Annotated in this window: 22 protein-coding genes; 8 read left to right on the plus strand and 14 right to left on the minus strand. The window is 39.5% G+C overall.

Annotated features, from left to right (window positions below):
- Positions 1–70: 70 nt before the first annotated feature.
- Positions 71–1,513 (minus strand): glyceraldehyde-3-phosphate dehydrogenase, encoded by a 1,443-nt coding sequence (locus C7Y70_RS10760; RefSeq protein ID WP_099295797.1) that lies wholly within the window; start codon positions 1,511–1,513, stop codon positions 71–73.
- A gap of 177 nt (positions 1,514–1,690) precedes the next feature.
- Between C7Y70_RS10760 and C7Y70_RS10765 the strand changes: the two genes are divergently transcribed.
- On the plus strand, positions 1,691–2,491 hold the full coding sequence (locus C7Y70_RS10765) for a DUF2989 domain-containing protein (RefSeq protein WP_099295798.1): 801 nt from the start codon (positions 1,691–1,693) through the stop codon (positions 2,489–2,491).
- Positions 2,492–2,584: 93 nt separating this feature from the next.
- Here the strand turns inward: C7Y70_RS10765 and C7Y70_RS10770 are convergent, their stop codons facing one another.
- Positions 2,585–3,424, minus strand: a complete 840-nt coding sequence (locus tag C7Y70_RS10770; protein WP_135474930.1) for a 2OG-Fe(II) oxygenase family protein — start codon at positions 3,422–3,424, stop codon at positions 2,585–2,587.
- A gap of 172 nt (positions 3,425–3,596) precedes the next feature.
- Positions 3,597–4,331: an alpha/beta hydrolase gene (locus C7Y70_RS10775; RefSeq protein WP_135474931.1), complete on the minus strand. Its 735-nt coding sequence runs from the start codon at positions 4,329–4,331 to the stop codon at positions 3,597–3,599.
- A gap of 145 nt (positions 4,332–4,476) precedes the next feature.
- Between C7Y70_RS10775 and C7Y70_RS10780 the strand changes: the two genes are divergently transcribed.
- Positions 4,477–4,800, plus strand: a complete 324-nt coding sequence (locus tag C7Y70_RS10780) for a hypothetical protein (RefSeq protein ID WP_135474932.1) — start codon at positions 4,477–4,479, stop codon at positions 4,798–4,800.
- Between the two features lie 37 nt (positions 4,801–4,837).
- Here C7Y70_RS10780 and C7Y70_RS10785 read toward each other — a convergent pair whose 3' ends face one another.
- Positions 4,838–5,431: a pentapeptide repeat-containing protein gene (locus tag C7Y70_RS10785; protein ID WP_135474933.1), complete on the minus strand. Its 594-nt coding sequence runs from the start codon at positions 5,429–5,431 to the stop codon at positions 4,838–4,840.
- Between the two features lie 91 nt (positions 5,432–5,522).
- The gene (aspS, locus tag C7Y70_RS10790) at positions 5,523–7,301 is read right to left on the minus strand and encodes an aspartate--tRNA ligase (RefSeq protein WP_099295808.1); all 1,779 of its coding nucleotides are present in this window, start codon (positions 7,299–7,301) and stop codon (positions 5,523–5,525) included.
- Between the two features lie 202 nt (positions 7,302–7,503).
- On the opposite strand from aspS, the gene C7Y70_RS10795 reads away from it, so the two are divergent.
- Both C7Y70_RS10795 and C7Y70_RS10800 read left to right on the plus strand, forming a co-directional pair.
- Complete coding sequence (locus C7Y70_RS10795) at positions 7,504–8,352, plus strand: DUF72 domain-containing protein (protein WP_099295809.1); 849 nt, start codon at positions 7,504–7,506, stop codon at positions 8,350–8,352.
- A gap of 4 nt (positions 8,353–8,356) precedes the next feature.
- Positions 8,357–8,857: a YgjP-like metallopeptidase domain-containing protein gene (locus C7Y70_RS10800; RefSeq protein WP_135474934.1), complete on the plus strand. Its 501-nt coding sequence runs from the start codon at positions 8,357–8,359 to the stop codon at positions 8,855–8,857.
- 30 nt (positions 8,858–8,887) lie between these two features.
- On the opposite strand, the gene C7Y70_RS10805 is transcribed toward C7Y70_RS10800, so the two are convergent.
- Positions 8,888–9,901: a DUF5924 family protein gene (locus C7Y70_RS10805; protein WP_135474935.1), complete on the minus strand. Its 1,014-nt coding sequence runs from the start codon at positions 9,899–9,901 to the stop codon at positions 8,888–8,890.
- A gap of 177 nt (positions 9,902–10,078) precedes the next feature.
- Between C7Y70_RS10805 and C7Y70_RS10810 the strand changes: the two genes are divergently transcribed.
- Positions 10,079–10,441 (plus strand): hypothetical protein, encoded by a 363-nt coding sequence (locus C7Y70_RS10810; protein WP_135474936.1) that lies wholly within the window; start codon positions 10,079–10,081, stop codon positions 10,439–10,441.
- Between the two features lie 71 nt (positions 10,442–10,512).
- Positions 10,513–12,474 (plus strand): TonB-dependent receptor, encoded by a 1,962-nt coding sequence (locus C7Y70_RS10815; protein ID WP_135474937.1) that lies wholly within the window; start codon positions 10,513–10,515, stop codon positions 12,472–12,474.
- Positions 12,475–12,575: 101 nt separating this feature from the next.
- Here the strand turns inward: C7Y70_RS10815 and C7Y70_RS10820 are convergent, their stop codons facing one another.
- Entirely contained in the window at positions 12,576–14,825 is a 2,250-nt protein-coding gene (locus tag C7Y70_RS10820) for an EAL domain-containing protein (protein ID WP_135474938.1), read from the minus strand.
- A 369-nt stretch (positions 14,826–15,194) separates the two neighbouring features.
- Positions 15,195–15,860, minus strand: a complete 666-nt coding sequence (gene queE, locus C7Y70_RS10825; RefSeq protein ID WP_135474939.1) for a 7-carboxy-7-deazaguanine synthase QueE — start codon at positions 15,858–15,860, stop codon at positions 15,195–15,197.
- Between the two features lie 130 nt (positions 15,861–15,990).
- On the opposite strand from queE, the gene queC reads away from it, so the two are divergent.
- Entirely contained in the window at positions 15,991–16,671 is a 681-nt protein-coding gene (queC, locus tag C7Y70_RS10830; RefSeq protein ID WP_348631088.1) for a 7-cyano-7-deazaguanine synthase QueC, read from the plus strand.
- Between the two features lie 47 nt (positions 16,672–16,718).
- Here the strand turns inward: queC and C7Y70_RS10835 are convergent, their stop codons facing one another.
- Entirely contained in the window at positions 16,719–17,168 is a 450-nt protein-coding gene (locus tag C7Y70_RS10835; protein ID WP_099295817.1) for an isoprenylcysteine carboxylmethyltransferase family protein, read from the minus strand.
- A 171-nt stretch (positions 17,169–17,339) separates the two neighbouring features.
- On the opposite strand from C7Y70_RS10835, the gene C7Y70_RS10840 reads away from it, so the two are divergent.
- A complete protein-coding gene (locus C7Y70_RS10840; protein ID WP_099295818.1) occupies positions 17,340–17,582 on the plus strand; it encodes a hypothetical protein in 243 nt (80 codons plus the stop codon).
- A gap of 6 nt (positions 17,583–17,588) precedes the next feature.
- Here the strand turns inward: C7Y70_RS10840 and C7Y70_RS10845 are convergent, their stop codons facing one another.
- The 5 genes from C7Y70_RS10845 to C7Y70_RS10865 form a co-directional block, all read right to left on the minus strand.
- Positions 17,589–18,617 (minus strand): hypothetical protein, encoded by a 1,029-nt coding sequence (locus C7Y70_RS10845; protein ID WP_135474941.1) that lies wholly within the window; start codon positions 18,615–18,617, stop codon positions 17,589–17,591.
- Positions 18,618–18,681: 64 nt separating this feature from the next.
- On the minus strand, positions 18,682–19,368 hold the full coding sequence (locus tag C7Y70_RS10850) for a tRNA (adenine(22)-N(1))-methyltransferase TrmK (RefSeq protein WP_135474942.1): 687 nt from the start codon (positions 19,366–19,368) through the stop codon (positions 18,682–18,684).
- 1 nt (position 19,369) lies between these two features.
- A complete protein-coding gene (locus tag C7Y70_RS10855; RefSeq protein ID WP_135474943.1) occupies positions 19,370–20,305 on the minus strand; it encodes a class I SAM-dependent methyltransferase in 936 nt (311 codons plus the stop codon).
- Positions 20,298–22,298, minus strand: coding sequence for an excinuclease ABC subunit UvrB (gene uvrB / locus C7Y70_RS10860; RefSeq protein WP_135474944.1), 2,001 nt, complete (start codon positions 22,296–22,298; stop codon positions 20,298–20,300). The genes C7Y70_RS10855 and uvrB overlap by 8 nt, the downstream gene beginning before the upstream one ends.
- Entirely contained in the window at positions 22,295–23,674 is a 1,380-nt protein-coding gene (locus tag C7Y70_RS10865) for an MATE family efflux transporter (protein WP_135474984.1), read from the minus strand. Before C7Y70_RS10865 ends, uvrB begins: the two co-directional genes overlap by 4 nt.
- Positions 23,675–24,779: the final 1,105 nt, after the last annotated feature.

Genomic DNA, 24,779 nt, shown 5'->3' on the forward strand with positions numbered 1-24,779 from the left:
AATTTTGAAAAAATTCACGACTAAAAAAGCCAGCAATTGCTGGCTTTCGTATTTAGCTAAATCTTATTGCTTAACGCGGTAAGCTTGGAAATGCAACTTCAGCCATGTCACGCATACAGCGAACAACCTGACAGCTGTAACCAAATTCATTATCGTACCAAACATAAAGTACAACACGGTTACCATCAACAATCGTTGCTTGTGAATCAACAACACCCGCGTAGCGACTACCCACTAAATCGGTAGATACAATTTCAGTTGAAGCAGTGTAATCGATTTGATCACGTAAATCTGAATGTAAAGCGGCATTGCGTAAGAAAGAGTTAAGCTCTTCTACTGATGTATCTGTCGCCAAGTTTAGATTTAAGATTGCCAATGAAACGTTAGGTGTTGGTACACGGATTGCGTTACCTGTTAGTTTACCTTCAAGTTCAGGTAATGCTTTTGAAACTGCTTTAGCAGCACCCGTTTCTGTAATAACCATATTCAATGCAGCAGCACGACCACGGCGCTCTGCTTTGTGGTAGTTATCAATTAGGTTTTGGTCATTTGTGTATGAGTGAACGGTTTCTACGTGACCATTATTAATACCAAACTTATCATTTAATGCTTTAAGCGTTGGCGTAATGGCATTTGTTGTACAGCTTGCCGCACACACAATTTTATCTTCAGGTAGAATATCTTGGTTATTTACACCGTATACGATGTTTTTAATATTACCTTTAGCAGGTGCTGTTAATAGTACTTTTGCAGCGCCTTTTGATTCAAGGTGCTGGCCAAGGCCTGCTTCGTCTTTCCAGATACCTGTATTATCGACAATAAGTGCATCTTCAATACCGTATGCTGTGTAATCAATTTCACTTGGCGAATTAGCGTAGATAACTTGAATGTAGCTACCATTTGCTTTAATTGCATTACGCTCTTTATCAATTGTAATCGAGCCATTGAATGGACCATGGATAGAATCGCGGCGTAATAAGCTTGCACGCTTTTCAAGGTCACCATCTTTACCACCACGAACAACAATCGCACGTAAACGTAAGTCAGCATATGGACCAGACTTTTCAATTAATAAGCGCGCAAGTAAACGACCTATACGTCCAAATCCATATAAAACAACATCACGAGGCTCTTTAGCTTTTGAATTAATGATTTCAGCTAGTTCATCGTTTAAGTATTCTTCAACTGAACGACCTTTAGCAGCATCATTAAACAGGTATCCATATGCCAGCTTACCAATATCAATACGCGCTGAGTTTAAATCCATTTTGCTGATTGCTTCTAGAAATGGGAAGCTTTCGCGTAAACGTAATTTTGTACCTTCAAATTGTGCCACAGTTTTGTGAGATTTGATGATATCAATAGGGCTTGCGTTAACAAGTGGACGACCATAAACAGCAATTTCAATACCACGACTACGGTATAATTTACCGATTATCGGTTGCATGCTTTCAGCATAATCTTGGCGTTCTTGCCAGCTATTAGTGTATTCTAACTCGTGAGATGAGGTCATGTTTTTTACCTAATTAAACAGTTTTTGAACGGATATCCATAGCGCAAATTTAGCATGTGAGAGCAATTCATCACTATGGTCGGGGGTATTCTAATTTAAACTCGCGCGATTCTCCACTGTTACAGATCAATTCGTTGGGCTAGAATAAAAGATATATTATAAAAATAGGGTTTAGGGATGTTACTCAGAACAACTGTATTATTGAGTATTTTGGTACTTACTGGGTGTGAAGAGCCACTAACGCAGGCTAAAATTTGTAAAGAAACACCTGGGCTATGTAATGATTTAAATAAAGACAGCCACTGTAAAAAAGAGCGCGCTGAAGTTATCGTTGCTCGGTACCATGAATATAAGCAGCCCACTGAAGAAAACAAATATACTTTGTTACAAGGCTTCGAAAGCTATAACCAATGCGTATCTCTTGCAGCAAAAATAGAGCATATCAAGCTAAAAGAAAAAACCACCTCACGGGTAGAAGGTCATTTAGTGAGCCTTAAGGAGATGACGCGTTTATACCAAGATACTAAAGGTACTAATCACCCTGGCCTGCTCTACTATCATTGGTCACGCAATAATGACCAGTCTGCGTTAACCAAACTACTATCATTAGAAAATGACCCTAGTGTAACGAATGATGCACAAATGCAGTTTTTTTTAGCGACCTACTATATAAAATCAGATGAAGAGAAAACGATAGATTTACTTTATAAAACACTAGAGTTAAATAAAGCGGGTGAAGAACCTAACCCAGAAATTTATATGACTCTGGTAAGCTTGTTCAATAAACACGAAAAGTACAAACACGCCTACACGTTTGCTCGTGTTGCGCAGTTATCTGGCGTAACAAATATAGAAATTCTACCTATTGAGCACCAACTCACAGCAACAGGGCGAAGCCTAGATAGTTTAGAGACACTAGCACAACAGACTTACGACAAAATTCAAAGTGGTCAGTTTGTATCCCCTCGCGGATTTTAATCTTAAGCAATAAAGTAGCTTCAACAAAAAAGCGGCTAAAAAAAGCCGCTTTTAAAACTTTCCCAGCTTAAGACACTGGAATTATTACTACAATTACTTTACGCCTAATTCACGTAAACGCTCTTGTAAATAACTATCAGCAGTATAACGCTCTGACAACACAACATCAGGGCGTGGGTGTAAAAATAACGGCAACGATATACGTGACTTAGTCGACGCCTTACCCGTTGGGTTAATTACACGGTGAATCGTTGATGGGAAATACCCGCCTGATGCTTCTTGTAGCATGTCACCAATATTAATGATTAAGCTGCCAAAATCACACGGCACATCTAACCAACCACCGTCAGTTTTTTGCACTTGTAAGCCAGGCTCATTAGAGGCAGGTAAAACAGTTAATAGATTGATGTCGCCGTGTGCTGCGGCGCGAATGGCACCAGGCTCTTCATCACCCGTCATCGGTGGGTAATGCAATATACGAAGTAACGTCTGCTCCGAATCGGCAATCATGTCTTTCAAATCGATTGAAAATTTAGCACGTACCTCTGCTGGCGCTTCTGCTTGCACCCAACTTAACAATGTTGCCGCAAACTCATTGGCTAAACGATAGTACTCACGTACATCTGTCTCTAGTTGCTCTGGAACTCGGCCCTTTGGATAAACATGAAAGTACTCTTTGATATCTTTTACAGTAAAACCTTTGGCAACCTCAGATACTGACGGCGGAAAATAACCATCTTGGGTTTCTTTTGAAAATAAGAACTCATGCTTCTGCTCAGAATTAAAAAACGCCTGCCAGTTTTCGTAGATTGATTCAACTAAAGATTGCGGGATTGGGTGGTTCTTGAGTACACCAAAACCAGTGTTTCTAAGAGATTCAACAAATTGAGCGGCTGCATCGCTCGCTTGATAATCGACGGTAGGTAGTTGCATGTTGGTATCCAATGAATAAAGTTGTCAAAAGCCTTTGCTAATCATAGCAGTTGCTCCATTGTAGCGCTTCGCGAGAATAATAAAATAGCCTTAAAAACATAAGGACTTATGTCCGCACTGCTGAGTAACAATCTAATTATTGATACAGATCAAAAGCTATACCCAAACCACCTCAATTTTTGTTCATAAATACAGTCAGTTCTTTACTCATTCGCTTAACTAACCATTTAGGGCCACCATCATACATATCGTTATGACGTGATTTTTCTATCAGGATTTGCCTGACAGGAAACTCATTTAGCTCTGTGTCATTCAGTAGTACATTTTCATCAGCTGGATAATCACTGCCGCGCAATGTAAGTACACGGATATTTTTATTACGAGGCAATAACATACGGCGGTGATCAAGTGTGATTATACTCTCCACTTCATTCGGGTAAAGTGCTGCGTAAAGCGCCGAGATATCCCCGCCATTGGAATGGCCAAATAAAGTTAAATGGCTAAAATCATAAGATGGATAACGGCTGCTTAACTCATTGGCTAAATACTTTAAGGTCATCACACCTCGGTGCCAGTTCTCTAGCCGAGTCGCCATATAAGGCGGGGTCCTGTTAAGCGCTGGATCGCCCTGTAATTCCTGGGCAACGGCGATTGTTAAATACCCTTTGGAAGTAAAAATATCAGCTGCAAATTGATAGTCCGTATGCGCAATACCATACCCTGGATTAATAAACGCTACCGGGCATTTATTATGTTCGCTGCAGGTGGATGAATTACTCGGCTCTGAGATACTAACGGGAATCGCACGATCACGGGATTTGTCAACAATCACTTCATTTTTGGCAAAACTAACCGCGCAGAAAGTAAAACAGCTTAATATAATGAGAGACTTTAAAGCGTTCATCATGGTGTGAATCTTATAGTTTTTATTTTAATTACAATAAGTTTAAAGCGTTGTATACGCTCAGACAAGTTACTCGCAGCTAAACGATTATTTATTGTAAAAATATGCGATAATGGCGCTAATATTTATGTTTATTTAAAAGTGCCCTATGAAATCATACAGCAGCATCGAACAACGCATCGACATTTTACAAAGTCGTATTGAAGCTTACCAAGAAGAAATCGCAGTACTACAAGCCGAGCCTAAAAATAATAACGAGCGTATTATTTTTAAGTTTATTGAAACTGGTAGCACAGGTAAAACGAAAGATTTTGTGCGTGAACTTGGCATTAAATCACCACGCGATAGCTTATACTCGTCTGGCGATGTGACTAAATTAATCAAAGATGGCGCTGATGATATTAACCCTGCGCTACTTGAGATTGCTCGTGCTCTTGCCAGCGCTCGCAATAAAAACGGCCCAAGCTGTTAATATAAGTGTTACTTGTGGATTAGCTTTTTTAAAAATGCTAATCCACTAGCTCGATATCAAGCCCAGCTAATAAATTTAAAGCCTCAAACCGTTCAAATTTAGCACCACTTACGTCGTTATTTTTTATATCAATATTAAACTGTGTGGCACCGACAAAATTAGCGTTACTTAAATTGGTTTGATGAAACACACTGTCTCTAAAATCTGTGCCTATAAACTGGCTTTTCGCTAAATTTGCATGTCTAAAATCGACATCTTTTGCAAAGCAGTCTTTCATCGTTAGCGTTTTTAATGACAACTCAAAAAATGAGCCGTGGCTAAGCTCGCAATCTTTAAAACTAACGGGCGCAGTCAATGCCAGTTGCGGCCAATTTACCTGTCCCCAAACTATGCTATTGAGCTTACAGCCTTTAAAATCCACCTCTTCTAATGAGCTGTAGTTCCAACTTAAATCACTCAAATTGCAATTGATAAACTCACAATCGATAAAACGACAGTTACTAAATTGACTGCGGCTAAAGTCACACTCAATAAACTGACATTGCTCAAATTCAATATCACTAAAGCGCTTTGCTGTCGCTTTTAACTTTAAAAATTCGTATTCATAGTAATCGCTTTGTGTAAATAACATACCTTCTGCTATAACTCCCTCTTAAAACAGCAATAAAAAAACCCTAAGAATAAGCTTAGGGTTTTTAACATTAAACTAGTTTGTTCGTTACTTATTCTGCTGGTTTTTCTGCTTTTTCAACAACGTTGATAGCAAGCTCAGTCAATGAATCTGCATTGGCTTTGCTTGGTGCGTCGGTTAATAAACACGATGCTTGTGTTGTTTTAGGGAAAGCAATAACGTCACGAATGTTATCAGTACCACACAGTAGCATTACCAAACGGTCTAAACCAAACGCAAGACCGGCATGCGGTGGCGTGCCGTATTTAAGCGCATCAAGTAAGAAGCCAAATTTGTCTTGTTGCTCTTGCGCATCAATACCTAGGATTCTAAAAGCCGCTTCTTGCATATCTGCATTGTGAATACGAACAGAGCCACCGCCTACTTCGTAGCCGTTTAATACCATATCGTAGGCATCTGAGATAGCCGCTGCTGGGTTTGCTTCAAGCGCTGCAGCATCAATGTCTTTTGGTGCAGTAAATGGATGATGCACGGCATGAAGTGTACCTTCGTCATCTTCTTCAAACATTGGGAAGTCAACAACCCAAAGTGGTGCCCAGCTATCAAGGTTGGTGATTTCTAAATCAACACCAATTTTCAAGCGTAATGCGCCCATGGCTTCATTTACTGTATTGCGTTTATCAGCACCAAATAAAATGATGTCGCCAGTTTGTGCATTCGTACGCGCTAGAAGTTCATTAATCACTTCTTCGTTTAAGAACTTAGCAATTGGCGATTGAACACCTTCAGCACCTGCATCACGGTCGTTAACTTTCATCCAAGCTAGACCTTTTGCACCGTAAATACCAATAAACTTGGTGTAGTCATCTAACTGTTTACGAGAAAGCTTCGCGCCACCTGGTACTGTTAGTACTGCAACACGGCCTTTTTCATCATTTGCAGGGCCTGAGAATACTTTAAACTCAACGTCTTTTACCAAATCAGCAACGTCAATTAGCTTCATTGGGTTACGTAGGTCTGGTTTATCAGAGCCGTACAAGCTCATTGCCTCAGAATAAGGCATGATTGGGAACTCGCCTAAATCAACATTAAGCAATGACTGCCACATTTCACGGATCATCTTTTCAGTCATACCGCGTACTTGATCAGAGCTCATGAAAGACGTTTCTAAATCTATTTGAGTAAATTCAGGTTGACGATCAGCACGTAAATCTTCATCACGGAAACATTTAACGATTTGGTAGTAACGATCAAAACCAGACATCATCAATAATTGCTTAAACAACTGTGGTGATTGCGGTAATGCGTAAAAGCTGCCTTTGTGAACACGGCTCGGTACTAAGTAATCACGAGCACCTTCTGGCGTCGCTTTCGTTAATACAGGTGTTTCAATATCTAAAAATGCATTTTCATCTAAAAAGCGACGAACAAAGCTGCTTGCCTTAGCACGTAACTTAATACGGTCGCTCATTTCTAAGCGGCGAAGATCTAGGTAACGGTATTTTAAACGGCGCTCTTCTGAATTCACTTGGTTAAAGTCAAGTGGTAACGGCTCAGAGCGATTGATGATCGTTAAGCTAGTGCCTAAAATCTCAACTTCACCCGTTGCCATATCTTTATTTACTTGGCTATCAGGGCGCGCACGTACAACACCTTTAAGCTGCACACAAAATTCTTGGCGAAGTTTATTCGCTGTATCCATTAAGCCTTCAACTTCAGGATCGAATACAACTTGCACTAAGCCTTCTCTGTCGCGTAAATCGACAAAAATAAGACCACCCAGGTCACGTCGTTTATTTATCCAACCACATAGTTCAACTTCTTGATCTACGTGAGTTTTGTTAAGCTGTCCGCAGTATATAGAGCGCATAGTATTCCTGTCAGTTAAAGACTCATAGCCGCTTTCCCTAAGAATTTGCTGTTTTTGGGGAGTTAAAGCCACTATTTATTAATCATTTTAGGGGGTGCATTATACCCAAGTTACTTAAAAATGCGAGCGCGGCAGCGGGCACTATGCTTTCAATTTATAGATTTGATATACTAGCCAAAACACGCAATCAGTTAACCGTTTTATGTTGTATTTAGGGTGTCCACAGTGGTCAAGCACTGCGTGGAAAGGCAATTTGTTATCCAGCCATTGTAAAAATGCTGACATGCTGCATGAATACGCGCAGGTGTTTAATTCTGTCGAAGGTAATACAAGTTTTTATGCAGATCCGAGTATTGAATCCCTAAAGCGCTGGCGTGATGCTGTGAATCACGACTTTAAATTTACTTTTAAATTCCATCGCCGCTTTAGTCACGAATTGCAATTAACCAACATTGATGACGAGCTTACAGCTTGGTTTAATTTGTTCGAACCGCTATTACCCTATATCGGCCAAATCATGTTGCAACTACCCAATAGCTTTAGCCCTGCGCAATTGCCCCTTCTCGCACAGTTTATTAGTAAGTTGCCACACAATATAAATTACGGGGTTGAAGTACGCCACGGCGAGTTTTTTAAAAAAGGCGATGCAGAAGTTGCGTTAAACCAGTTATTAATGGCCAACAACATTAATCGGATTGCCATGGATACGCGTGCCCTGTTTGCGGTAAAACCTAATACCGAAGCCTTGATAGATGCACAACAAAAAAAGCCTCATTTACCCGTTCATGCTATCGCCACTGGTGAGCAGCCAATGGCAAGGTTTGTGATTGCCAGTTTAGAGCATGACTATAAAAGTTATTACCAGCCGTGGCTGAAAAAAGTACAACAATGGCTCGATGAAGGTAAAACACCTTATGTTTTTTTTCATACCGCCGATAACCGCCAAGCTCCATTGTTAGCACGTCAATTTTGCCAAGACTTAAATTATAACCACCGCGTTTTATCACCTTTTATAGGTGAAAAAGAAGCCACTCAATCGAGCTTATTTTAAATTTATGAAAGACTACTCTCGCTATTTTACCGGCTACCCTGAGCAAATTGTCACACAAGTGATGGAGCTCATTAATAACAACAAACACGGTGCGTATTTAACAAAAAAATACCCGCATGCTCATACGATAACCAGTGACAAGTCATTATATGCTTACGCGACCGAGCTTAAAAAGCGCTACTTAAAAAATGCCCCGCCGTTTGGCCGCGCGGCATTTAAAAAGCAAGGTGATATGGTCACTAACGCACTGGGCACGCATACTTACCGTATGCAAGGCAAAACCCGCAAACATGATTTAGCAATCAACAGCGATTTACTACGCGCGCCAGAGCCATTATTAAAAGCGTTAGTAGTTCACGAACTCGCCCATTTTAAAGAAAAAGATCACAACAAAAGTTTTTACGCCCTGTGTTGTCACATGGAACCAGAGTACCACCAACTGGAGTTAGATTTACGGATATTTTGTGTCTTGGTCGAACAAAATAACAATCCTTATATAACCTAATGAACTCCTATTCCTAATAAGGACAACTGATTATAGACTAACATTAAATTTAGCGAGTCCTATCAATTGTCCTGATTCAGTAACAACCTGTACTTGCCATTTCCCAACTGAGTCTACGGGAAAGTTCATTTTGTGGGTCCACGCTCTATAACCTTGCTCCCGCCCGCCTGTAATATCTAATGCAATTCGCTCCACGACTTGGTTATTAAGGATCCAAACATGAAAAATCTTTTCGTTTAAACCTCTTGGCGCTTTCACCGCTGTCCAACTATACAAACCTTCCTGTCGTAACGTATTTATATCTAACTGCTTAACGTTACCGATGGGTTTGCGTTGTGCAATATCGACTTGGTGGGATACCGTAATATCAGTTAAGCGTAGCGCTGCTGGCGGTACCCAGCTACGTAGCTGCCATAAACCTGCGCTAAGCGCACTCAATAATAAAACGAGCAAAGGAAAACGCCACCAGCGAGCATTTGGCATTAAATTACCTAAGCTTGGCAGTGTACAAATAACTGAGGTGATCAATGCTATTGTTAAGCTTTGACTGGTGGTGAGATTAAGTAAAATAGGTAAAGTAACGAGAATAACAACGAACAGTGCAAAGTTGTGAAACACCGTAAATAATATACTGTGCTTAGCTAATTTTTTATAATACAGCGGATCGACAACCGATATAAATGCGCAAAGTATAATTAATGATGTAAAAACAGCCTGCGGATGATTCCACGAAGTCACCGCGAGAAAAAACGGCAATGCAAAAAACAGGCTTTCTTGCTGCACCATCTGTAATGCAAAACGCATAAAGTTAGGTGAAACAGCAACACCAAAGCGCTGCTCAACTTTATCGCGCAGCCAATTATCCACAATCAACCAAACCCAGCTGATCAGTAAAAGTATGGCAATAATTTGCGAAAACGACTCCTTTCGCTCAACTAAAAGATAGCTTGCCACACCGCTGCAAAACGCAAATACAGCCAACAAACCGGGCCGTTGTTGCATCATTATGATAAATTTTGTTATTAGATTTTTAAAATAGCTCATTCAAAAACAGCATCCACTTATTTATGTGTTAAAAGCGCACCATGCTTTATTTTATTGTACGGGTAACGGCTTTACACTTTTTAAAGAAAACATTTGGGCCCAGCTATCTCGTCATTGATATTCACAAAGCACCTAAGATTCAATATACTACACATACTATTTGTACTTGAGATTAATATGCCTAAGCCATTTTCAAATTTGTTGGCAATATTATTTATTTTGCTAAGCTTTTTTGGCCAAACGATGGCGTACAGTGCTAATCTGCCTACAAATACTGCATCGCATTCTCAACAATCATCAGCAACAGATTATATCCTCACCGATGAGCAAGCCCAAAGTGAAGATGAATGTTGCGATACCCAGTGCTGTGAAGTCACTTGTATTTGCCCCGCAAACACATGTGTGTCGGCCTATTATTTACCTAGTCAAGTAAAAACAACTGCGCTTGTTGTGCAAAAGTCTAATGTTATAAATCAACACGTCGAACGAAAAGTTTTGATGCCGACACATGTATTCCGCCCTCCTATCTCTATCTCATAAATACAGTTCCCATATTTTTTAGCCACGTTGAGGGCTAATTCGCTCTACTTTAATACAATTATGAGACAAATATGTTTATAAAAACATCTAAGCTAGCTGTTGCTGCTGCGTTATTCCCTGCTTATTCGTTCGCCCAGGGACAGCATCATGACGAGCATGAAAAAAAATCGATAGAGAAAATACAAGTAACCGCCTCTCGCCTTGGTCGAATTGTTACCGAGTCAGCAACTCGTACTGAAATTATCAATAGTGAAGAAATACACGAGAAAGCATTAATGCGCCCTGGCAACATTTCAATGCTAGTGGCAGAAACTGGTGGTGTACGCGTGCAAAACACTTCACCCGCTTTAGGTAGTGCAAATATCCGTTTGCAAAGCCTATATGGCCGCTATACCCAGCTACTGAGTGACGGACTGCCATTATATGGCGGTCAATCAATAGGCTTATTACAAATCCCGCCGACTGATCTTGCCAATGTTGAGATCATTAAAGGCTCTGCCTCTTCATTATATGGAGGCTCTGCGTTAGGTGGAGTGATCAATTTGATTTCACGTACACCGAGCGATGAGTTGGAGGGCGAAGTTCTTCTCAATGCCACCTCAAAAAATGGCCAAGATGTTACCTCTTACTTTGCGGCACCGTTAACTAACTCTATCAGCGCCTCTGTTACCGCAGGGCTTCATCATCAACAGGAGCAAGACTTAGATGATGATGGCTGGCTTGATATGGCAAGCTATAACAGAGCAAGTGTACGCCCCCGTGTTTATTGGGAAGGCGATAATGGCGCCAATTTATACGTCACGGTAGGCGCGATGACCGAGCAAAGAGATGGCGGCACAGCTGAAAACGCAATAATGCCAGATGGCAATCCATTTGCACAAACACAAGACAGCTTAAGGCTTGATACGGGGTTTATATTTGATAAACCAATAAATGAAGTACTGGCCTTAAATGTACGTGGTTCTGCAATGCAGCAAGATCATGAGCACCTATATGGTACTATAAACGAAAATGACAACCATGAAAGTTACTTATTAGAGTCAAGTATCTCTGGTTATACCGACAACATCGCATGGCTAGTCGGTGCTGCGTATCAATCTGAAAAATACCAATCAGAAGACTTTGCTGCATTTGATTATCACTACGAAGTGCCGGGCGTTTTTTCACAGCTTGATTATGAAGCAAGCGATAATATATCGTTGTCGTTGAGTGCACGTGCCGACTGGCACAATGAATACGGCACGCAATTTAGTCCGCGAATTTCCATGCTGTATAAACCAGAAAACTGGACCGTAAGAGGCTCGTACGGTAAAGGGTTTTTCGCCCCCACTCCATTTATTGAAGACATTGAAGATGCTGGTTTATCCCATTTAGAACCGCTTGAAAATATTGCAGAAGAACATGCAAACACCGCCTCTGTCGATATCAGCTATGCATTTGATAGCGTCGAAACAAGTGTTACTTTTTTCTCCTCCGATGTTGAAAATGTCACTGAGTTAGTAGTCATCAACCAGCAGCTCACGTCATCAGATAAAAGCGTTCGCATCGTCAACGCCCCAGGCCAAAGTGAAATTCGTGGTGCAGAATTTCTATTGCGCTATCGCTGGAATGATATCAAGTTAACGGGTAGTTATTTATATACAGATGCAAGTAAACAAATTAACTCAGGAACAGGTCGCGTACCGCTTACTCTCACCCCAGAACACTCAGCGGGTGCAGTAATTATGTGGGAAGAGCATGGTAGCCACTTAGTTGGTTTTGAAGCCTACTACACCGGCACGCAACAGCTTAAGAATAACCCTTACAGAGATAAAAGTGATGCTTACTGGCACTTAGGTTTACTTGGGCAAATTACCGTTGGACGGATTAGCTATTTTGTTAATGCTGAGAATCTACTTAATGTAAGGCAAACAAATGAAGACTCTCTCATATTGCCACAACAAGCACCGAGTGGTCGTTGGACGACAGATATTTGGTCTCGAAACGATGGTTTTACTGTCAATGCAGGCATTCGTATCAAGTTTAACGATTAAATCACAAACTAGTATGCTGGTTAACCTATAACCAGCATACACAACAATATGTTACTATTTAAACCTAGTAAGTGAGTATTTTTAAACGTTTAACTTTATGCTCAGTCACGCTTAAAGTTCTTACTATGGCTATTTAAATAGTCGTTCATTGGCATAGGTTTGGCAAAGTAAAAACCTTGTGTAGAGTCAATATTACAACCTTTTAGGATAGTAAGCTGCTCTTTGCTTTCAACGCCTTCTGCAACCACGCCCATCCCCAAGTTATTTGCTAAATCGATAATTGTTTTTACAATGCTAAACCCTGATTCTTCATCGGATATTCTATCAATAAAGCTTTTATCTATTTTTAACTGCTTTACCGGGTAAGCGTGTAAATAAGCTAAACAAGAATATCCAGTGCCAAAATCGTCAATTGAAAAAGTAAACCCTTCTGACTGGAGCTCTTTCATTTGCTGTATTGTATGTTCAACATCATGAGTTAGCATACTTTCAGTAATTTCGAGGGTTATTTTAGACGGAGAAAGGTGGTGATAATTAAGCACATGAAGTAACTCAGACTTTAATAAAGAAGACTTGAATTGTGAAGCACTTATATTAATCGACACCTTAAAGTCATCATCTATTACACACGGGTTTAAACGTTTAAGTAATGTACAGATATCTCTAAGAACTATATTTTGCAAACGTTGTATTAAACCAAACTGCTCAGCAACCGGTATAAATTCACTTGGCGCAATAATTCCATTAATCGGGTGGATCCAACGGATCAGCGCCTCGGCTCCCACGACCTTGCCTTCATTGTTAATTTGTGGCTGAAAGTAAGCACAAAACTCATCATTCTCAATCGATTTTAAAATCTCTGTTTCGAGTTTTATCTTTCTATCTAATAATGTCTGCAGTTGTGGATCATAAAAACTATAGCTATTCCCACCTTTCGCCTTTGAGCGATACATAGCGGTGTCAGCAAACTTTAGAATATTGCTCGCAGTTATATCTGCGCCTTCAATTAAACAAATACCAATACTACAACTAACCTGGAATTTTAAGGCCCCTACTTTAAACTCTTGCTCAAAAACTTCGTGGATCTTTTGCGCCACAATGGCTGATTCCACATTGGCTTGGTCATTATCGTCACCAAGATATTCTAATAAAACAACAAACTCATCGCCTCCCAACCGCGCTAATGTATCTGATTTCCTTATAACCGCACCTAATCTTCGGGCAACTTCAATGAGTAATTCATCTCCTGATGAATGTCCTAATGAATCATTGAGGCGCTTAAAGTCGTCTATGTCTAAGAATAGTAAAGCTCCTGTTTCGCCTGAGCGCTTTATTTTTTCAACAGCGATGTTTAAGCGCTCATTTAACATTCGTCTGTTTGGGAGTTTTGTTAAAGGGTCATAATAGGCGAGCTTTTCTACGGCTTTTTCTGCTTCTTTTCTTTGTGTGATATCTCTTGCAACCCATAAAACATGCCTAGACTGACTACTCTTAGATTGATAATGATCCACAGGTACCGTGCGCCCTTCAAAGACCACCTTTCCTTTGGGCACTTCTAACTCATATTCGAACACTTGAACTTCATTTGTCGCGAGTGTTTTCTCGAGTACCGCCATAATTGGTAGCGCATCTTTAGGATCTAAAACATCATTGACATTTTTTCCCTTACTTTGCAGTAAAGAAGAATATAAAAATTCATTTGAAGAACCATATACGTCAACATACTCGCCATTTTCACCCAAAATAAGAACAAGATCAGGCATTACTTGGGTGAACGCTTCAAATTTATCATTGCTGTGCTTAAGTTGACTAATAACATCATTTAATTTAGTTGCATTGGCGTCATTTTCGAGCGCAATACTGGTAAAGTTTACAAAATGATCAATCAGCTCCAAATCTTGCTTTGTAGGACTTTTTGCAGTGGTATGATAGACAGCAAATGTCCCTAACACTTCAGCTTTAGTAGAAATAATGGGTGTTGACCAACATGAGGCTAGTCCAAAGGTTAGCGCCGTTTGTTTAAAGCCTTCCCACAACGGCGATGTGTTTATGTCGTCAACGATAATTCTTGCTTCTGAAAATGCTGCCGTCCCACACGATCCTACTTTAGGGCCAATTTCAATTCCGTTAATTATTTGACAATACTTAGCATCAATACTTGGGGCAGCACAATGAAACAGTTGATTACCCTGAAGCGATAAAATTGAGCACTTGGCAGACTCATCCTCTAGCATTTCCTCGATAGCTAAACAGATCTCTTCACTTATTTCACTTAAAGGCTGCCCTAACGCTATTTTCGAGAGTATTTTTTGCTGTTGCTTTAATAACTTTAAAAGTTGCTTGTTCTGCATATTTCACAAAGTCCTGAATTTTGCTTCATCGTGGTATACGAAAAAGTGGTGTAACGCTTAAATCGCTATGCCGCGCTAAGATTTTATATCACGAGTTATTGCAATGTTATCTAAAAGTAAAACAACAAAGGCTAAGTAAATTATAGTCAATAACCAATAAGCCACAGTATTAATTCGTATTAGTCACACGTCACTTAGAATCCGTTTCTATTAGAGTAACATTAACGCAAGCTGCTAATTATATCTATATGTTCAGAGGGAGTTATGAAGCAAAAATTACATAGGGTAGTCATAGTAAATAGGGTGTTGATTTGCTTAAGAGTACTTATATTACACATTGATAAGCACTCTTAATTTACGCTTTTGAAGCTAACTTATCCCTAAATACTTATGAACCTGCACAGATAAGCGCCAATTTTTGTCTATACACGTCTCTATCGCCAACTTTGTCGCAGACACTTTTTGACTAATCGGCTGTAAATAAACAAGCTTTGGATTGACACCTGTTTTTAAAAATAGCGCTTCAAGCTCTTCCACATGTTTTTGCATTGCAATGGGGTGTTTTATCTCATCTGCACGCTTCATTGCCGAGGTCAGAACTTCATAGCCACCACGCATATTAATCTTTGGTGAAACAGTAACCCATGTTTGTGTCGGAGCTAAAACTTCAAAAGTACCACTTGTTTCTATCTGCGTACTAAACCCATGTTCATGTAATAAATTACATATTGGGTTCAAGTCATACATACAAGGCTCGCCACCGGTTATAACTACATGCTTTGCACGGTAACCACGCGCATTAAAAAGTGCCAATATCTGTTCCGCTGAGGCATTTGCCCAATGATCAGAGTCCGCTTTTTTTTCCACTGTGTCATCAAGCGAGACTTTGTATACATTGTCTACTTCCCACGTTTGTTTTGTATCACACCATGCACAGCCTACAGGGCACCCTTGTAAACGTAAAAATACGGAAGGCGTACCAGTAAAGCTTGCTTCACCTTGGATGGTTTCAAATATTTCATTAATTTTATACAAACGTTATCTCACTTACTACTTAGCACTCATCAGACCGATTAGAGCGACACATCAAAAATCAAAAAGCATAGGCAAAAATTGTTATTTATGCTCCAGCCGTGTAGTATATCGCGCCCTGATATAAACCTCTATTAAAACTAAGAGCAAAACAGATATGACGCAAAAAGTAGTTGTGATTTATTCCGGCGGTATGGATTCATTTACCGTATTAAATAAAGCCCTGCAAGAAGGCCACGATGTATATGCCTTATCATTTGATTATGGTCAGCGTCATGTTAAAGAGCTTAAGGTCGCCGCACAGGTATGTGAAAAGCTTAATGTTCCCCATAAAATCGTCGATATTTCTGCTATTAACCAACTGATTGGTGGCTCATCATTAACTGATGATATTGATGTGCCTGAAGGCCATTACGAAGAAGAAAGTATGAAAAGTACGATTGTGCCTAATCGCAATATGATTTTGCTCTCATTAGCTGTAGGGTATGCTGTATCACTAAAAGCCAGCCAAGTTTATTATGGGGCTCACTCTGGCGATCATGCAATTTACCCAGATTGCCGCCCTGAGTTTGTGAAAAAAATGGACGATTTGTGCCGCATTGCTAACTATGATGCCGTTGAAATTTTTAGCCCGTATTTAAACAACACCAAAATTGACATTTTAACTGATGGCATAAAAATGGGATTAGACTACAGCGAAACTTGGACGTGTTATAACGGCCGAGAAAAAGCCTGTGGTAAATGCGGTGCGTGCCAAGAGCGCCTTGAAGCATTTAAGCTTAACAATGTTACAGACCCGCTAGAGTACGAGTAAATTACCATAGCCATGTTAAAAGGCTATCAATGAAAGCCTTTTAACATCTATAACCAGCGTCTAACCTTCGCCTTATAATCGATATATGACTGACCAAAAACCTCGGTTAATGCACGCTCTTCTGGCATGATTTGAAACCATGTTAAGTACGCCACAAAACCTATAATACTTAAAACCGCCCAAATAGAGGCAAGCCATACCCCCCACCCAAGTAAAATAAAAGCGAAACCAACATACATTGGATTACGAGATATTTTATACACGCCTGCCGTCACTAGCTCTGAGGCTTGCTCAGGATTAGTAGGATTGACCGTGGTTTTGGCTAGTCGAAAACTCACCACACCTGCGATACAAAATATAACGCCTAAACACACTAAAATAGTCGCAACGTAGGCAACAAATAAATTAAAGTCAATCACAGTGTAATGTGCAATCAATGCCATTAGTCCTGCAAAAAACAACACCACTATAACGGGTGGTATTTTGGTATGTAACATAAGTCCCTCTCTTAACAGTGTTCCAACCTATCACCTTGCTTAATATGGCATTATCTGCGGCCACCTAAGGATAAGCATAAAATACAAATAAAGTTACAATTGTCAGCTTTATACCTACACAAAGCAGGTTATACTTTATACTAAATAAGACGTATTAGGGAAATAAAAACTATGTCAGGCACTACTATGATCGTGTTAATTGTATTTATCTCTGTGGGTTCAGGGGTCATTTACGATATGTATAAAAAGCACCTCGAATTTAAGCACAAAATGCAAAATAACAACCATGATGCAAACAAACAATTAGATGCAGTGAATGCCGAGGTGCGCGCTTTAAAAGAGCGTATTCAAACACTCGAAGCTATTGTTACTGATTCAAGCTTTAATGTTAATCAAGAAATAAATAAGCTATAAAACCTATTAATCTATAAACTGGTTAGTATACAGGTGAGCATTCTGCGGCCGCTCAACACCATGAGCGGCTAGAAAACCGGATATTTCACTGTTACACCCTTGCGGCGCACGCCCACTATCAATTTCAAAATTGAGCTGATTAGCATGCTGCTTACCCAATGAGCATAAATTTAATGCATTATGAGAGCGAAGTTTGATACTTAACTCCCCAATTTTCGCAACGGATATGTGCTTACTAAAACGAGCAAGGTCATTGTATTTAAAGTTTTCACTGACAAATTCATTACTGATTTTAATTAATGCATCAATCAAACCATGTAAAAATTGATTGGTACTTATGTTATTTACCAAAAATGAAACTCGAGCATTATTGAATTCGTAAAGCTGGCAATCATGGCAGGTTAACTGTACTTGATATAAAACCGTTGAATTATCAATTTTATTAACGTTAATCAGTTTGATTGGCGCTCCTGCAAAAATACAATTATCTATAACCTCGTTTACGTCACTTATATCTTTACCATCTGACATCACAAGCTCAGCATTTTGTGCCATTAAAGGTAAATCATGGTGATTATTAAATGGCGTACTTGATCCGTTTTGGTGTTTAAACTTAATAAGCTCTCTTACTTCATGTTCGCGTGCTACTTTTAGCGCTAAATAAGCGGTTTGAATAAGCTCTGATGTAGGTAAGTTTTCCTCTACGTACCAACGCCTGCCAAATAGTAATTTTTTCGCATTTTGATTAAGCTCACTAGATTGGTAATTGTCGGGATTCAAAATAGCAACTTGCAAATAAACTTGCTGGTCTTTTACAGCCGCAATAACGCGAAAATGAGCCGAAAAGCTAATTTGACTGAGTACGTCATTAACAGATTGCAGAGTATGCTTGTAACGTAAAAAATGTTGCGGGACTACCCAGTTACCGTTAGAAAGTTGTACCAAAGGCGCATAAGAAATTGGTTGTTCAAAGCTGTGTGGCCACTTCGCATTATTCGCAGTGGAAGGCTTTAAGTCTTTTATTTTACTATTCATACTTAAATTACATTAATTCATACAAGTGGCGTAAAAGTGGTACGAATTTAATAGAGTAAGTAGATCACACTGCCCTGTTAGTTTTAACTAAATTTAATTGCTTATAATCAGCAATGACCTGCTCATAATATGTGGGTTCTTTTTTTGTCATGCGAGTGTAATGCGCTATTAAGGTTTTAACATACTGCTGATGGTGTTTATCAGTAAAGTCCCACATTGAACAGCCGGTAGGCTCAATGGGTATGTTTGATTTAAAGCTTACATGTAAAAGCTCATAAAACCGTTTATTTTCGATGATTATCTGCTCTGATTTTAACCCCAGGCCCAATTGTGCAAGCCCTTTCCTTAACGCGTAAGTATGGTGCACAGGGCATATTATAAAGCTGAGCTGATTAAGCGTTTGCTGATCATGATTTTCAATGATTTTTTGCATTAGCCTTAATAGTAGCTCCCCCCCTACACCTGCGATAATAATCAATTGTGTCGCATCAGGGATAAGTTCAATACTTGATACATCTTTACATTGAACCTGCCACTGACTGTTAGCGTTTGAATCTGCAAAGCGCGCGAGTGTATTACTTAATGCATCCATCAGCTCAGGTACGATATCTACAAAAACTACTTTATTTGCAACCTCTCGTTTAAGGAGTGTCATTCCCAATAAACCATGATCGCAGCAGCAATCCCAAATTACATCATAGGATTCATCTACCAATGAATTAATCGCACTCAAACGATGGCTGAGTTTCATATTATGCAGATGTTATAGTGGTTTTATAAATAAGTGCTTTTAAGCTACGATCACTATCTACTTCAACAAATCCTGACGTAGGTGCTAAACGCTCAACAAAAGTGATAGCACCTTGCGTATGTTCTTCGATTAATGCTTTAAACGCATGTTCTGACAATTCAGGGCTGTTTGCGCATAATAATAACTGAGTATCGCAGGTTAATAGTTCTGGTAAGCGACGTAATACTTTTTGATAATCCTTGGTCAGTATAAAACTGCCTTTTTGAAAGCTCGGTGGATCAACAATGATCAAATCAAAAGGTGCTGCTTTTTTAAGTTTACCGAATGATTTTAAAATATCATGAGGTAAAAAACTCACACCGCGATCAAACCCATTTAATTGATGGTTCTGTTTCCCTGTGCGTAATACGCCTTTATTCATATCCATGTTGATTACGCAGTCAGCACCACCTTGCATGGCACTGACTGAAAACCCGCATGTATAAGAGAATAAGTTAAGGACCTTGGCGCCTTTACTGTTATTACTCACAAACTCGCGGCCATTTCGCATATCAGGAAAAATTCCGGTGTTTTGGCGACTCATTAAATCAACATTAAACTTGGCAGCGCCTTCTTTAACTATGTGAGATTCAGGTAACTCACCGTATAACAATGTATTTTGAGTTTTTAGCCCTGCACGTTGCTGGTAAACCAGTGCCGTAATATGTTCCGGTGCATTTGTTTTTACCCAGTTCCAAACTTGCTCAGTCAGCTGTTCAAGAGTTTCAGGGGTTATCTCATCATAAGATACTAAAAATAAGCTCGGAGGATAAAAGTCTAAATTTAAATGGCTTAAATGCTCAACACTGTGACCACGGCCATGGAAAATACGGCACAGCTCATTAGCTGCAATCGGTGCACTATCCAGTGCAGTGATTAGAGGAGAAAAATTATGCATTTTTAATCAACTGTTGTTGTAATTCGTGTATTTCATCGCGCACTGAAGCGGCTTTTTCAAATTCAAGATCGCTTGCATAGGCATGCATTTTAGTTTCAAGTTCTTTCATTTGAACTGCAATCTCTTTAGCACTGAGTACTTTATTGGTTTCTTTGCGAATAAGTTTTAAGTTATCCTGCGGGCCTGCCTGCTCACCCACATCCATAATGTCGGTAATTTTCTTCAATAGTGCCTTTGGCTCAATACCATGCTTAATATTATAAGCGTGTTGTATATCACGACGACGTTGGGTTTCATCTATCGCTTTAGTCATAGACTTTGTCATACGGTCAGCATATAAAATTGCACGCCCGTTTAAATGACGAGCTGCACGCCCTATGGTTTGAATAAGCGAACGTGCCGAGCGCAAAAAGCCTTCTTTATCAGCATCAAGTATCGCCACTAAAGAAACTTCTGGCATATCTAAGCCTTCTCGTAAAAGATTGATCCCCACTAACACATCAAATACACCCGCTCGAAAATCTCTTATTATTTCAACACGCTCAACGGTATCAATATCTGAATGCAAGTACCTAACTTTAACATTATGCTCGTTCAAATAATCCGTTAAATCTTCGGCCATTCGTTTCGTAAGTGTGGTTACTAGTACACGTTCATCAATTTCAACGCGTTTATATATTTCAGACAGTAAATCATCAACCTGAGTGCCAACAGGGCGCACTTCTATTACAGGATCAAGTAAGCCTGTAGGACGAATCACTTGTTCTGCAATATCATCACCACAGCGCTCCAACTCAAAGTCCCCAGGGGTGGCCGACACATAAATAGTTTGCGGCGCGATAGCTTCAAACTCTTCAAATCGTAACGGCCTATTGTCCATTGCCGAGGGCATTCTGAAACCATATTCAACAAGGTTCTCTTTTCGACTGCGATCGCCTTTATACATAGCGCCTATTTGCGATACTGTAACATGCGATTCATCGATGATCATAAGCGCATCATCGGGTAAGTAATCCAATAATGTGGGTGGTGGATCACCCGGTGTGCGACCTGATAAATAACGGCTGTAGTTTTCGATGCCCGAACAATAACCAAGCTCGGTCATCATTTCGATATCATACTGCGTTCGCTGTGCTACACGTTGCTCTTCAACAAGCTTATTTGCGCTTAATAACTGAGCACGACGTTCTTTCAGTTCAGCCTTAATATGCTCTATGGCATCGAGGATCTTCTCTCGTGGTGTCACATAATGCGTTTTAGGATAGATGGTGGCACGTACTATGTGTTTTTCAACCGCCCCTGTTAGCGGATCAAATATACTCAAACGTTCAATTTCATCATCGAACATTTCTACACGCACGGCATAAGTCTCTGACTCCGCAGGGAAGATATCAATAACTTCGCCACGTACTCGATACGTACCACGGCTAAAATCAATATCATTTCGTGTATATTGTAATTCTGCAAGACGACGAAGCATATCACGTTGATCAACTGTCTCACCGACTTTTAATAACAACATCATTTTCATGTATGAATCAGGATCGCCCAAACCATAGATGGCAGATACTGACGCCACGATTATCGTGTCACGACGCTCTAACAAAGCTTTTGTTGCACTTAAGCGCATTTGTTCAATATGTTCGTTAATAGACGCATCTTTTTCGATAAATGTGTCACTGGCTACAACATAGGCTTCTGGCTGGTAATAATCATAATAAGACACAAAATACTCAACGGCGTTGTGAGGGAAAAACTCTTTCATCTCCCCATACAGCTGCGCTGCAAGTGTTTTGTTATGCGCCATAATGATTGTCGGGCGATTTAAATCATTAATAATATTTGCCATGGTAAATGTTTTACCTGTTCCCGTGGCACCCAATAAGGTTTGATGTGCTAATCCTGACTCTAAGCCTTCGCATAACTGGGCTATGGCAGTAGGTTGATCGCCACTTGGGGTAAACTGCGAAACGAGTTGGAAATGATCACTCATACTTGGCACTCCTTGACGGGTGAATTATTAATAGCATTGAGTTCTTTTATGAACCATTTATAGGCAACTAAGCCGGTGAACACATTACCTATTGCAGCACCTATTAATAAACCGGGTAAATCTGCAATTAAACTTCCGATATAAGCAAATGGTACATAAAATACAAATAACCTAATAACGCTAAGCACTAGCGCATTCATAGGCTTATGTAGCGCATTAAAAGATGAGTTAGATAAAATTATTACGCCTTGAAAACCATAACTAAGCGGTAACGTATAAATGAACAAGGTAATTACATCGATAACCATTTGCTCTTTACCAAACAATTGACTGATCACACCTGAAAATACGATTAGCAATAAGTAAATGATAAATTGCCATATCATTACAAATTTAAGCGTTGAACAATAAGCCTCTTTCACTCGACTTAATTTACCTGCACCAAAGTTTTGGCTTATAAATGGCGGTAATGTCATCGACAACGCCAGCACAACAAGGCTTGCTATGGATTCAATTCGACTACCCACACCAAACGCAGCAACCGCCTCAGGTCCATAACCAGCAACGAGTGCTGTCATCACAGCCATCGCAATGGGTGTGAGCATATTAGCGCCCGCTGCGGGAAACCCGATTTTTAAAATTTTCTTAACCGATACCAAAGCTGTTTGGTTTTTTGCATGTAAACTCAACAAGCCTTTTTTTACGGCTAAAATATATAAAATGATCACTACAGCTACAGACCAAGCTATCACGCTCGCGATTGCAGCGCCTTTGATGCCCATTGCGGGGAATGGACCAAAGCCAAAAATTAAGATGGGATCGAGTACCGCATTTATTAGCCCGGCTCCCCCCATCACTATGCTTGGGGTTTTTGTATCGCCGCTTGCACGCAATACTGAGTTTCCGATCATCGGCGTGATTAAAAACACACTACCCATAAACCAAATACCCATGTAATCATGAATTAATGGCAGCGTATCTTGCCCTGCCCCAAGTAATTTAAATATTGGCTCAATGAATAAATAGCCGAATAAAGATAAAATAAGCACCATCACAACAGCTACCAACAACGCCATGCTAGCGTCAAACCGCGCTTCTTCAATATTATTACTGCCTAATGCTTTTGCTATTACAGCAGATGTGCCAATACCTAAACCTATTGCCAAACTGATAACAGTAAAAGTAACAGGAAAAGTAAAACTCACCGCGGCTAAAGGCTCGGTACCCAACAAACTAATAAAAAACGTATCAACAATATTAAACATCATCAATGTGATCATGCCGAAGATCATCGGGATCGTCATACGTTTTAGCGTTGGAACTATTGGGGAATTTAATAAATCAGGGGATGTGTTTGTTTGCAAGTTTGCGCGCATGTGAATAAATAAGCCTCTTTTATTAAGCTGCCATTTTAAAGCATCAGCGCGTTGCAAGCCACGCATTTATTAAATGAATCCGTTTACATATAGGTAGATAAAGTTTCTATCGTTCATAACGGTCATAAATTTGGTAGAAAAGTACACGTTTTAAGCGGTTTCCTTGCAATAGCTCAAAAACATCAGTTAAAAACAATAAAAATACACTTATGTAACGTTTATAACAAAACCCTCTCCGCTAGCGCTGATTTTTTACACAAAAATTGCTTATATCTTATCGTCACGAATAATTTTCCTCATCATAGGGCGCTAATTCATGCTTTTTTTTTAAGACATTGTTTTATATATAGTTAAAAAAAATGTTTTTAGTGCTTGATATCCTTACAGCGCCCGAAAAATATAGCGTAGATGATGTTCTTAAACTTTAATAAACAGAGTTATCCACAGATTCCGTGGATAACTCATTCAAACCCGCACCAGTCAAGGGGTTTAACTTATCGATAGAGACTAAATTCTAATCACGTTGGCGAATACTAACTTAATTCATTTTGGCATTTCAGATGAAAAAATCATCTAAACATGCAATGTATGAGCATATCTACAGTCGAAAGTAACCCTCCAACTTAAAAAGTCTTCTTTATTAATCTGAATTTAAAGTAAAAAATTTATTGGGATTCGTTCTGATATTATTTCTAAAATTTGCCCTAACAAAATTCTTAGCGTTAAAATACTTCGCAACTTATTACTAAAAGCGACTTCTTAGCGCTTAATAATAAAAAATCCCCCTTTAAAGTATTTGCCGTATAAAAACTGTTTTTTTGTATTTTAGAGAATAAAATTGATACCAAATTATGGTTTTTCATATTTTTAGTTGCTGCTACATCACTTAAACCTAGCTACATAATCACCCTGTTGCTGAAGTTTTTCTTTTTTGGGATGTTATTAATTGCACGATTAGAGTTATAAAACGCGCAGATCGAACATAAAAACATCGAATAAACTACTTTTTTGAATTTATGAAGTTTTTATGTTGACACTTTGCGGCTCCATCATTAATATTTCGCCCCGTTGAAAGGCATGACGCTTCCCCCTTAGCTCAGTTGGT

Source organism: Pseudoalteromonas sp. KS88, from assembly GCF_004766475.1.
Taxonomy (GTDB): domain Bacteria; phylum Pseudomonadota; class Gammaproteobacteria; order Enterobacterales; family Alteromonadaceae; genus Pseudoalteromonas.